Source organism: Nostoc sp. PCC 9305 (assembly GCF_963920915.1).
Lineage (GTDB): Bacteria > Cyanobacteriota > Cyanobacteriia > Cyanobacteriales > Nostocaceae > Nostoc.
Genome location: NZ_CAWUDN010000165.1, coordinates 1 through 12,031 on the forward strand (window position 1 = coordinate 1; position 12,031 = coordinate 12,031).

A 12,031-nucleotide genomic window follows, 5' to 3' on the forward strand; every position below is an offset into this window, starting at 1 on the left:
ACAAGACTCTATTTTTCTTAACTTGACACCAATGGCAAGATGCCCACCCCACAATCAATAATTGAATATTTTTTTATTTGGAAGTCTCATAACCACCCTTTTCATGTTAAGTTGACTTACCTGGAAATAGCTGTATTTATTATTCTTTGGGAATCCCTAGATGTTCTCTCAAATCAACGTAAGGTGTTCTATTGCCTTTACTCAGGGGTTGGTGCCAAGCCAGGAGATTATTTAGCGCTTGCACACCATCTTCATTGGGTTTGAGGGTCAATATCAAGTTTTCACAGCGTCCACTAACTTGATTTGCGGTGCAAACCACATTTTGTCCATTCATTTTGCCGACAGTAATAAACTTCAAATTTCTGTTGCGACGGTAAGTTTCCAAGCGGTGGCTTACGTCTTGACAGCGCGTCAGTTTATTGTAACCAGCGTCTTTGAAGTAATTAGAAGTCCAGCGAATCCAAGGCTCAGAAACACCTCTAGAATTTGTGTACACAGTTACGGGTTTGTTTCCTGATGTATCACAATAAAATCCTCGCCGACTTTCGGCTTGACTTGGCTGATTGATGGTTGCAGTCGCACCGAGAGCGATCGCACCTGCAACCAAAACATTTGTCAATGATGCCAATTTCATGAGTATCTCTCAAATATTAAGTAAAAAGTTTTTATTTGCCTTGCATTTAACACTCTCCCTACTAAAAATAGAGAGAGAATATAAGAAGATTTGACTTCTTACAGTACCTCATGCAAAAGAAAACTGCTGTATATTCCAACTGCTTAAAGTTTCAGGCGTTTTTACTTGTATATATAATGAGCCGCAACCCACTTGCGACCATGATTTGTTTTTTCCCAATGTGCAGGAACTAGCACTTTCTTTTTCACTGGTGGTGTATAACGTTTAACTTGTGGTGGTTTTTTTGCGATTATTTGAGCAGGTCTATTAGGAATATGGGGATTGACAATAACCTGTGATGCTGACGCTTGCGAAGGAATGGAAGTAACAGCAAATGGTAAAAGAAGCACTGCACCAGCAAGAATTTGTTTGATATTCATGACTAAATTTCCTTTGGTAAATTGTATGATTAAAGTTCTGAAAACCTTAATCTGGTTTATGTTAGGACTTACGCACGAGTTACGGGATAACGAACCACAGAGGCGCAGAGGACACGGAGAAATCAGAGTTTGAGAGATATTTTGCGTAAGTCCTATATGTCTCATGTTTATAAGAATATGATTTCAAACAGCTATACACTAGTGATAAAAGTAACTAGTTAAATTATGACTTAAGTAATATCTCATGTCTGGGTTTATCAATGTCATATACTCCTGAAGGTGGAGATAAAATGGCTGTGATGCTGTTAAAGTAATAATCCTAAATGAGTTATGAATAAAAAGAACCCCGACTTATTGAAGAAGTCGGGGATCTGAGCCTGTCTGTGGAGATCAAATCAAATAGGATTGCTGCACTAAGAAAAACGAAAACGCTAGCACTTATTTATACTGCTTTTTAACTAAATATCGTCTGACTTAAGTTGCAACATATCACGCATAAAAATTACCATTATTGGATAGGTTCGATAAAATTCCTTTTCGTTGTTCAACTATAGATTAATCTGGAAAAGCTAGACCAGTCATGGGGTCACGGATATACAACCCTAATGTGAGACTACGCATAGCTTCATCCCAAACGGGTATAAGTTGTTCTGCTTGATCTGCCCAATAATCGAATGTAATTAAGCATTGAACATTCGACCCCAAACCAATGCAAGTCCGCGAAAAAGCTTCCCGTGGTTCTTCTTGAACATCAATGAATTTCATCTCTGTCCAGACAATTCTGGCGGTTTGACGCTTGAGGGTAATAATTTCTCCCTTGGCAATGATGTTGCGGCTGTCGTCTTCCAGAACTTTCTTCAACGTGGATTTTAGCGGAAACTGGCTCCAGTCATTGGGTGGCAGACGATTGAAAGATACTTCTAGGCAGCAATCATCGTTGGGCGGTTTTTTATCCATGAACTTAAAGGATTTCTCTTGTGGCTCAAAAACCCAATTCTGGGGAACATTGAAACGAACAGCGCCTCTATCTGCTACAAAGATTTTGTAGCCTGATGGAGATTCCCAGCGATGGTCAGGTTTTAGTTCAAGCGTTTCTTTTATCCACTGAAGATTGCTTTTTTTACGCTTTGCCATAGTGTTTCTGCATTTTCTGCTGAAGAGGGCGTCACCGATAACGGTAGCGAGTCCAGCGAGCGTCCGCAGGAGCGTCACAGCCCGTCGTAGACATTGCCCTTTTTGTTAATGTTATCAAATTGCTAGTATTTTGAATAACTCTTATATTAAATAAAATTTGAGAGATTTTATATCAAAGAATCCCAGGTAACTGTAACGTTGTGATTAAAGTTTCAGCTTTTAGCATTAAAATCTTAGCAGCAGTATTCATGGTTATGGATCATGTGTGCTATTTGCTAATGCCAGAGTTGGTAGTCTTGCACCTATTTGGGCGATTGAGCTTTCCCCTCTTTGCATGGCTTCTGGCTGAAGGCGAAAAACATACCCATAATGTACACCAGTATGGGAGGAGACTATTAATTGCAGCAATAATATCTCAGCCAATCTATAGTATTGTTTTCCAGAGCTTATCACTTAATATTCTGTTCACGCTTCTTCTGGGACTTGTGATGTTGCACTTAGTAAAGCGTTGCCCGCAATTATGGCAGCAATTAATAATTATTGGCTTGTGTGCAGTAGTTGCCGAGAGTTTGGGCGCTGAATATGGAACTTATGGGATTGGAGTCATTTTCTTGATGTCTCTAATAGATAAACTTAAACCCAAAGTATGGTTGCTTTATTGGTGCATTTTTCACTTTTTTATTTTAGTAATCCTATCCATGCTTAATATATTTCAAGGTTGGGCAATTCTTGCAGGATTGATTGTTTTTCAGTTCAATGGTAAACAAGGTTCGCGAGCTAGATGGTTTTATTTGTTCTACCCGGCTCATTTAATAATCTTAGGTATAATCAATTATTTAATCCAGTCCAGGTAGGATTTTTATATCTATCTAATCCACGTGCGGTTACAAGATAAACTACAAACGTTCCTAACCAATGACTACTGGAATAATGGTCACTTGCAACATCTACCAACCCACACTGGCGATGTAAAACAGTAACAGAACGCAGGGTATTGAGTCGAGAATCGTTATCGGGTAATTGAGAGATTATTCCCTCAAGCATCATTCCATTCATGCAATTCCGTAGCAAGTTGCAACAGCCATGAAAATCCATAAGGACACTCAAAGAAGGGACATCGATTAAAATGGTTAATTTCTCCTTGAATTTTCTCTGGAGTCAGGGTTTGGGTTAGTGCTTCCCTTGCTGTCGGCTGAAATTCTGCATCAGGAAAATAACGAGCTAGCCTTGCAAGCAACCAATGCCCATGTAAGGCAGAATGCCAATCCAAACAACCATAAAACGCTGGTGTTAATTCGCGTGGCGGCTTAATATCCTCGTCGCTTTCAAACCAGAAAATATTGTTGTGTGGATACTCTTGGTTGATGCAGTTCAGCACTAATTGAACAAACTGGGCTGCGATCGCTACGTCAATCTCTATTACTTCGAGTTGCATGGTTTCTCAGCATCTGATGTATGCAATAATTTTTCAATTGCGATCGCTCCACATTCTGTTGAGCGCATAAACGCAAAGAGGCTTGCCGCAGAAGCGCAGAAAAAGCAGAGAAACTACAGAAGAATTTTTACAAATGATTTGGGATTGCTATAAATAATATAATAATCATAAATCATTAATATCTTTCTTTAGGAAGATACATTTCGCCATAAAAAATTACTTTGTTGTAAATTTGAAAAAATAGTATATATACATTTAATTCAATGATATTCATTAGGTAAATCTTAGTCTTTTATTAACGTTTACCAGCTATGATATCGAAGTAGTAAATGAAAATAATTCGGATTTAGTAGGACTTACGCACGGGTAACGGAAAACGAACCACAGAGGGCGCAGAGTTCACGGAGGAATGAGAGTTTGAGAGGGTTTTTGCGTAAGTCCTATTTAGATATCTAGGGATAATTGTGTTATTCAGAAAAAATTCCCTAGATTTATCCCTCATGCTGCAAAATGTAGCCGAAAGCAACTACTGAACAGGTAAATATTTAAGGTAACAAGCATGACTTATAATATCGAGTCCGCACGCAATATTTTCTCTAGCACTCAAGTAGCAGATGCTGTTCCAGCCACTACAGCAATGTTTGCTAAACTCAACATTGAGGATCAACTGGCATTTCTTTGGTATGCCTACGCTGAACTAGGTCGTACAATTACTCCAGCCGCTCCCGGAAAAGCAAATCTCCAATTAATGGAAGGTATATTCAACGACATTAAGCAGATGTCTCATGAAGAACAAACGCAGTTAATGAGAGATTTAGCGAGTAATGCTGATACTCCCATCAGCCGTTCTTATGCATATTTTGGTGTTAACGCCAAGCTAGGGTTCTGGTGGCAGTTAGGCGAGTGGATGAAAGAGGGCATCGTTGCTCCTATGCCAGTTGGCTATCAAATGTCAACTGAAGTTAAAACAGTGCTACAAGCTGTTCAGAGAATCGATCAGAGTCAGCAAATTACTGTACTACGCAATACTGTAGTAAATATGGGCTTCGATCCGTCTGTGGCTGATAACAAACAGGCAGAAGTCATAAACTTTAAGTTTCCACGTGCATCTCTAAGTCCCAAATTTACTATTGAGGGAGTTACAGAACCGACAGTGCTGAAATACATTGAAGCGATGAATGCAGATAACTTTGAAGCTGCTGTTGCTTTATTTGCTAACAATGGTGCGCTGCAACCACCATTCCAAAAACCAATTGTTGGTCGAGAAGCGATCGCTTCTTATCTACGAGATGAGGGACAAGGGTTAGTGATGAAGCCAGCCAAAGGCGTTTCGGAAACCATAGAAGATGGTTATACACAGCATAAAATTACTGGTACGGTGGAAACTCCTTGGTTTGGAGGTAATGTTGGGATGAATATTGCTTGGCGATTTTTACTCGATCCTCAAGGTCAAATTTACTTCGTGGCTATTGATTTACTTGCTTCTCCCAAAGAACTGCTTAACCTAACTCGTAAGTAATATTTCTTTGCTTTTTTAAAACATCCTCTAAACGCGATCGTCATCATCAAATAAAATCTCAATTAAAGCTCGGTTCTAGGTGAACCGAGCTTTAGTTAATTGTAGGTAATATCATGTCCGCTTGATTGCTTATTAAACCCGAAGAACCCCACCCCGCCAAAGCTATGCTTTGTCTCCCCTCCCGAAGAGCGGGAGGGGTTGGGGGCGGGGCGTAATGACTGTGGTTAGCATAACTAATTATGCGGACATGATATAAGCTAGTGTTATAAATCAACGTCAGCTACATTTTCCAGATCCAAAAAAGCCTTATGTTTTGCTTGCGATCGCACTACCATCATAACGATCAAGACTAGTCATTGCAGCCCAAAAATATAGATAAAGTCAAATTTAGTAAGCAAAATGGCATTTGACTTATTCAAAATAAGCTTTTACTTAATCATTTTGGTGTTTTCCGCAAGTAAAATGAGCTTTTACTTTCTCAAAAGCAGCTTTTACTTTCTCATTTTGGTGTTTTCCGCAAGCAAAAGCAGCTTTTACTTTCTCATTTTGGTGTTTTCCGCAAGCAAAAGCAGCTTTTACTTTCTCAAACCCCAGTTTGCTTTCTCATTTCAGTATTTCGCGCATTCATGACAAATATCGCGTTTGTAGCAAAAACCATTGCAGATTTGCCAGAATTCTCTCAGGCTGAACTATACGTAAGTCTTTTAAGGTAAAGAATATTAACCGTACTATATTAGAAGGTGTAGATCGTGGCTCGGAGAAAAAGAACTTCTCTAGTGCTAGAAAAAGCAGTGCGTCGTGCGGCTAGCATCAACTCAATCGATCCAAATTTAGATTTAGGCAATGGACTTACTTTACCTGCCTTTTCTACTCTAATCGAAACGATGCGAACTAGAGAAAATGCATATAACAGTGCCCTTTCCAGCTTGGATAAATTGTATCGTGAAATGCTGGAAACAGAAGGCGAGTTGGGAGATATGACAGAACACATGTTAATGGCAGTGGGGACTCGATATGGCAAAAGCAGTGTGGAGTACGGGATGGCGGGAGGAGTTCCTAAAAATCAGCGTCGTAAGGGACTGCGAGGGGAGTCGCCAACTCTCAATGATGAGCAACCGTCATTCGTTGCCAGTATAGAGAGCAAGAATGGAAAGAAACCAGCAGCGACAACTTAGGATGTGGGTTATTACTCAAAAGGAAGGGAACAGGGATCAGAATTGGGTTTGGGGAAAAGGTTAAAGGGGAAGGGTTAAAGGTTTTTTCTTTCCCTTTGCCCCTTCCCCTTTTCCCCTTAACCGATAAGTATTGGCTGCAACCGAACTCTTAGATGCGATCGCACTTCAGATTTTACATCAGGTACACTAGACTTCTTAGCATTTGTCGGGAAAAGGGAAAGGGGGAAAGGTTCTGTATTGTCCCCTTTCCCTTTAACCTTTACCCTTTTCCCCAAGAGTGCAAAAAGCACTTTTGCAAAAGGTCTAATTTTATAGAGACTTTATCCGTTCTACGCCACCCCATATTTCAAAGAACCGTTTAGTTTCAGCTTCTATTTCTGAAATTGTTCTTGGCTGTCCATTTCCAGAACCCGGAAAAACAATATAAACGATATCCTTGGGAATTCCTCGCCTGACTCTTGATTGTACTAATGGATCGTTTCCCACAGCATGAGACAAAGCTATTGAACCCTCTCCAATCTGGTTTTTAGGCCCAACATCAGCATAAATTGCAAAAGCAAGTTTTTCATTGTTAGTGTTGTAAACAACTGCCAAATCTCCTAACTTAACGCCTGTAGCCTTTCTAAAATCACCATTTCCCGGAAGAACAATATACGGAATCTTTGTTGAATCAACATAGCGACGTGGATCTTGTTTAACAAATCCAGAGTCGAATAATGCAGTTGTAGAAATATAGTATCCAGGATATGGATCGGTACTACTTTGAATAAATGGATTGCCGTTTTTATCTACAGCTAGTGCCCACCAGTTATCTGAATACCCAGCATTTGCCAAAAAATCAATCCCTCTATCTGCGGGGTGATAAGCATTAGGCGCACCATCAGCATTAATGCTCATCCCTGCTTCATAGAAAAATGCAGATTCTCCATTTGCCTGGAGAATAGGAATTTCACCAATTTTAAGCACAGTCTTGAGCGCAAATTTTGTGACTGGACTTAGGAATTTTTGAGCAACAAAACCTTCTAAAGTTTTTCCTTCAAAAATAGTTGCAACTTTCCACCACTTGTCATTATCCGAATTTTTTATTTTAGATACAATATATCCTTTTGAAAGAGTTGCTATTTGATTAGCTTCTTCAACAATCGGTGCTGAACGTATATTCAAACTATCTGATGTTACTTGAAATTGCTGCATAAATTACTCCAAATTTAAAAATTGAACTCATGGAACTACATGAAAAAAAACTAAATTTTGTGCTGATGCGATCGCTAATATCTAGAACATCTCAAACTCTGATTTTTTTGTGTCGCGCCAGCTGCTACAACGGGGAGTTAGTCAATTGAGCGGGCAATACCTGATTTTTCCTGCTCTTAAAGGCAAATACAGGAAAAGGAACCCCCGCAACGCACCCTAAATCTAAATGTCACTTACTAAATCACTGGATTTAGATCCCCGACTGCTTGCAGACACCCGGAGGATAGAAGTTGGGGATCTGGGCAGCAATTTTTGCCTAAGAAAGTACCATTCCACCCTAAAAGCGCCTTTGACTTGATAAAAAAATTTCAACAAATGTGAGTATGCGAACATCTTGGGAACTATAGAAGCAAATCAAATCAGCACAACTTTCAGCTTCCAGTAATGAAGACTCACTATCTCAGCAAAGCTAAGGCGTTCCCATTACAGATTGTTCTTATTGTTCCCTTCCTTATCCAAATTTTTGCAGCGGTCAGTTTAGTAGGTTATTTGTCCTTTAAAAATGGACAAAGAGCAGTTAACGACCTAGCCGAACAGTTGATAGATCGCACCAGCGATGTCGTGGATGAACACCTGAAGTCTTATCTTTCCATTCCGCAAACCCTTAATCAGATCAACGCAGATGCTATTCGCAGGGGACTATTAGATGTGGGCGATCGCAAAACCCTTGGCAAGTATTTCTGGGATCAGATGCAGGCTTATGACCTAACTTATATTGGTATTGGACTAACAACGGGTGAGGGGCTGGGAGCAGCTCGTTATGATGGCAAAACCATTACCATTGATGATTGGACTGCCAAGCTTCCCAATAATACTTCCACTTATGCCACAGATAATCGAGGTAATCGAACTCAAATAAATACTCAATGGACTTGGAACAATTTTACTGAATCTTGGTATAGCCAACCCATCACTGCTGGTAAACCTATTTGGGCAAAGATTTTGACTGCAAATTTTCCAACGGGGCCTTACATCAGCGCCTCTGCTAGTCGTCCGATTTATGATTCGCAAAATCGCTTATTAGGAATGATTGCAACAGACATTCACCTATTGAAACTCAGCGATTTTTTACGCAGTTTGAATATTAGTCAGTCTGGGCAGGTGTTCCTTTTGGAACGGGATGGCACATTAATTGCCAGTTCTGGTACGGAGAAGCCTTTTGTCGTGGCCAATCAAGAGATCCGACGATTGCGAGCGAGCGATAGTTCTGACCCAATAATCCAGAACGTTGCCAGACACTTCCAAACTTCTGGATTTGGGTCTATCACCCAAGACACAAATTTTCAACTTGAGGTGCAAAAAAAACGGCATTTTGTCAATGTTATACCTTGGCATGACAAGTATGGCTTGGATTGGCTGGTGGTAGTGAGTGTGCCAGAAAACACATTTATGTCCCAAATTAACGCTAACACGCGCACCACGATCGCTCTTTGTTTTGGGGCATTAGTCGTTGCCTCTGTGATGGGCGTGTTTACCTCCCATTGGATTGTCCGCCCGATTCTGCGCCTGAATTGGGCAAGTGAGGCAATGGCATCTGGCAATTTAAATCAGACAGTAGAAACTAGCGGTATTCGAGAACTGAATACCTTATCTAACTCTTTCAACCACATGGCAGGGCAATTGCATGAATCTTTTACTGCTTTAGAGAAAAGCAAAGAAGAACTAGAAGAACGGGTAGAAGAACGCACCACTGAACTGAAAAATATATTAGGGGAATTGCAGCGTACTCAATCTCAAGTTGTTCAAAGTGAAAAAATGTCTAGTCTGGGACAACTAGTGGCTGGAGTCGCACACGAAATTAATAATCCAGTTAACTTTATTCATGGCAACCTCGCCCATGTGCAGGAATATACTCAGGATTTATTAGCACTGATGCAGTTATATCAGCAATATAATCCCTACCCTGCTGCTGAAATTCAAACGGTTGCTGAAGACATCGATTTAGAGTTCTTGCAGTCAGACTTGCCAAAAATGTTGTCTTCGATGAGAGTAGGCACCGATCGCATTCGCCAAATTGTACTGTCGCTGCGAAATTTCTCTCGCGTTGATGAAGCGGAATTTAAACGCGTCGATATTCATGAAGGCATCGACAGTACTTTGATGATTTTACAGCACCGCCTGAAAGCTAAACCAGAACAACCTGAAATTAAGGTGATTAAAGACTATGGCACTGTACCCCTAGTAGAATGCTATGCCGGACAACTCAATCAGGTATTTATGAATATTTTAGTAAATGCGATTGATGCCTTAGAAGAAAATAATGCCAAGCTGACTTATCAGGAAATTAAGGAAAATCCCAGTCAAATTAAGATTCGCACATCGGTAGTTAATTCAACGTGGTTAGAAGTGGCGATCGCTGATAACGGAGTTGGTATTTCTCAAGAATTTCAGCAACGAATATTCGATCCTTTTTTCACCACCAAACCCATTGGCAAAGGAACCGGAATGGGTATGTCCATCAGCTACCAAATTGTCACAGAAAAACATGGCGGTAAACTGGAGTGTTTCTCAACTCCTGGAAAAGGAACCGAGTTTATCATTCAGATTCCCCTGGGACTAAGGAATGGTTGAACTATGAATTATGGCTGAAGCTTGGGGGAACAGGAAGATATAGAGAGTTTTAGATTATACAGCAGATTGCAAGTTGAGGAGGCTGTACTTCATTGACTTGTAAAGTACTGTTAGTAACAATACCTTTGTTAATTTCCGAACGCTTGAATAATGATTTGCTGTTTAGAGCGAGCGATCGCAATTTTGGATAATACACCAACCGCTCTTGTCACTTGGCTGCTATAGATATTGTTCGGTCAAAGGATATCGGAGAATTTGTCTATATATAAATTTATTTTGTTGGTAAGAGAGTATACAATGAAGTTTTTTTATTGTTAAAAGAATATACAAATTTTCGGCGCTAACAGCTTATACAGTTGAACAGATAGTTAAAATCAGTAGTTCTGCTTGTTAAAAATCTATGCAAATACATCAGGTGATTGAAACCTACGATCGGGGATCGGTAGATTATGACGCAATTATGAAGCGTTACTGGCACATCGAGCGCGAACCCTTAATTGCCTCCTTGCAGCTCAAACCAGGACAAACCGTATTGGATGCTGCGGTAGGAACTGGTCTTAATCTTCCAGCCTATCCTGAAGGTGTAAGTGTCGTCGGTGTCGATCTTTCTGAGAAGATGATGGATGAAGCACGTAAAAAGCGTGTATCCGCAGACATCACCTTCAAGGTATCGGATCTCTGCAATCTTGATTTTCCTGATAATAGTTTTGATGCAGCAGCATCGGGATTTACCCTCTGTGTCGTTAGCGATCCAGTCCGCGCCCTTGCAGAGATCCTGCGAGTTACTAAGCCTGGTGCCTTGATTGCCATTCTTGATTACTGCAAATCGCAAGATCCAGAAATTCAGAAATGGCAAGAGTTAATAGCTGATAGTTCTTCACAGCTAGGCTTCCCAACTGGTAAAATCAAGTGGGATGCATTGATGGATTATGACGAATTGATTTACAACAGCAAGCTCCCCATTGAAGTGGTTGTAGACGATCGCATAGAAAGTCCAAACCCGTTTTTATGTGGTTGTCAATTACTGCTTAAAAACTCAAAAGCTTAAAGGCTAAAGTATCGCACTCATTGGACAAGAGTGCGATATTGACGACAAGCCGGATTACAAGTGATTTTGAAACAGTTCTAAAACATGTTGCCAAGCATCAGGAGCCACTTCTGGGTTATAACTTGGGTGCTGGGCTAAAAATGGGTATCGATCTTTAAAGAATCCAGCGAAAAATCCGTGTCCAGCGTCGTATCGAAATACACGATGATTTATCTGATTTTTCTTTAATTCCGCTTCAATTTGCTCGTTTTCTTCTTGAGAAACTAATGCATCTCTTGTACCAAAAAATGCATAAATAGTACCTTTAATTTCTGAAGTGCGATTAATGGTTGGAGTCTCTTCACCATAACTAGCAGTGGTAATCCCGCCACCATAAAACGAAGCTGTGGCTTTGATATCGGGTAAAGTTGCAGCCATATAAGCAACATGGCCGCCAAAACAGAAGCCAATCGCACCAAGCGCATCATCTTTGACATTGGATAAAGTTTTGAGGTAAGTAATGGTAGCTTGAATATCGCTGAATATCTCTTGATATTTTACTTGTTGATAATATTCCAAGCCCAGCCGATAGGCTTCTGGGCTATAGCCAACATCTTCTGGACTAAAGTCAGCCTCAAAACCGGGAGCAATACGTTGATACATCGCCGGAGCGATCGCTACATAACCTTGTTTAGCGATTAGTTCGGTGATATCTCGAATATTACTGTTGATACCAAAAATTTCTGGAAAAACTAGAACTGCGCCAAAGGTTCCATTTTGTGCTGGTTGAGCTAAGTAAGCATCGATTTCTACTGGAGTTTAGACTAAGCCATACAAAATGACCCAGCAGGGCTGAGTTAATC

Annotated in this window: 12 protein-coding genes; 5 read left to right on the forward strand and 7 right to left on the reverse strand. The window is 40.3% G+C overall.

All coding sequences use genetic code 11. The annotated features are described in order from the left end of the window. Positions 1-139: 139 nt before the first annotated feature. The 3 genes from ACM0OX_RS33440 to ACM0OX_RS33450 form a co-directional block, all read right to left on the reverse strand. Positions 140-634 carry a COP23 domain-containing protein gene (locus tag ACM0OX_RS33440; protein ID WP_335152022.1) on the reverse strand — a complete coding sequence of 165 codons (495 nt, stop codon included), beginning with the start codon at positions 632-634 and terminating at the stop codon, positions 140-142. A gap of 161 nt (positions 635-795) precedes the next feature. Next, positions 796-1,053 carry a hypothetical protein gene (locus ACM0OX_RS33445; RefSeq protein WP_414519257.1) on the reverse strand — a complete coding sequence of 86 codons (258 nt, stop codon included), beginning with the start codon at positions 1,051-1,053 and terminating at the stop codon, positions 796-798. A gap of 555 nt (positions 1,054-1,608) precedes the next feature. Continuing rightward, positions 1,609-2,187: a hypothetical protein gene (locus tag ACM0OX_RS33450; protein WP_414519258.1), complete on the reverse strand. Its 579-nt coding sequence runs from the start codon at positions 2,185-2,187 to the stop codon at positions 1,609-1,611. Positions 2,188-2,387: 200 nt separating this feature from the next. Here ACM0OX_RS33450 and ACM0OX_RS33455 point away from each other — a divergent pair, with 200 nt between their 5' ends. Further along, the gene (locus tag ACM0OX_RS33455; RefSeq protein ID WP_414519259.1) at positions 2,388-3,041 is read left to right on the forward strand and encodes a TraX family protein; all 654 of its coding nucleotides are present in this window, start codon (positions 2,388-2,390) and stop codon (positions 3,039-3,041) included. On the opposite strand, the gene ACM0OX_RS33460 is transcribed toward ACM0OX_RS33455, so the two are convergent. Together ACM0OX_RS33460 and ACM0OX_RS33465 are read right to left on the reverse strand one after the other, a co-directional pair. Beyond that, complete coding sequence (locus ACM0OX_RS33460) at positions 3,016-3,282, reverse strand: DUF2891 family protein (RefSeq protein WP_414519261.1); 267 nt, start codon at positions 3,280-3,282, stop codon at positions 3,016-3,018. The genes ACM0OX_RS33455 and ACM0OX_RS33460 overlap by 26 nt on opposite strands. Then, the gene (locus ACM0OX_RS33465) at positions 3,224-3,622 is read right to left on the reverse strand and encodes a DUF2891 family protein (protein WP_414519263.1); all 399 of its coding nucleotides are present in this window, start codon (positions 3,620-3,622) and stop codon (positions 3,224-3,226) included. The genes ACM0OX_RS33460 and ACM0OX_RS33465 overlap by 59 nt, the downstream gene beginning before the upstream one ends. Positions 3,623-4,181: 559 nt before the next feature. Here ACM0OX_RS33465 and ACM0OX_RS33470 point away from each other — a divergent pair. Both ACM0OX_RS33470 and ACM0OX_RS33475 read left to right on the forward strand, forming a co-directional pair. Then, positions 4,182-5,141, forward strand: a complete 960-nt coding sequence (locus ACM0OX_RS33470; RefSeq protein WP_414519265.1) for an orange carotenoid protein N-terminal domain-containing protein — start codon at positions 4,182-4,184, stop codon at positions 5,139-5,141. A gap of 749 nt (positions 5,142-5,890) precedes the next feature. After that, positions 5,891-6,316, forward strand: coding sequence for a hypothetical protein (locus tag ACM0OX_RS33475; RefSeq protein ID WP_414519266.1), 426 nt, complete (start codon positions 5,891-5,893; stop codon positions 6,314-6,316). Between the two features lie 309 nt (positions 6,317-6,625). On the opposite strand, the gene ACM0OX_RS33480 is transcribed toward ACM0OX_RS33475, so the two are convergent. Continuing rightward, positions 6,626-7,510, reverse strand: a complete 885-nt coding sequence (locus tag ACM0OX_RS33480) for a glycoside hydrolase family 75 protein (protein ID WP_414519268.1) — start codon at positions 7,508-7,510, stop codon at positions 6,626-6,628. Between the two features lie 444 nt (positions 7,511-7,954). Between ACM0OX_RS33480 and ACM0OX_RS33485 the strand changes: the two genes are divergently transcribed. Continuing rightward, the gene (locus ACM0OX_RS33485) at positions 7,955-10,141 is read left to right on the forward strand and encodes an ATP-binding protein (RefSeq protein WP_414519270.1); all 2,187 of its coding nucleotides are present in this window, start codon (positions 7,955-7,957) and stop codon (positions 10,139-10,141) included. Positions 10,142-10,541: 400 nt separating this feature from the next. Continuing rightward, a complete protein-coding gene (locus ACM0OX_RS33490) occupies positions 10,542-11,189 on the forward strand; it encodes a class I SAM-dependent methyltransferase (protein WP_414519272.1) in 648 nt (215 codons plus the stop codon). A 54-nt stretch (positions 11,190-11,243) separates the two neighbouring features. Here the strand turns inward: ACM0OX_RS33490 and ACM0OX_RS33495 are convergent, their stop codons facing one another. Continuing rightward, entirely contained in the window at positions 11,244-11,975 is a 732-nt protein-coding gene (locus ACM0OX_RS33495; protein ID WP_414519274.1) for a dienelactone hydrolase family protein, read from the reverse strand. Positions 11,976-12,031 lie beyond the last annotated feature (56 nt).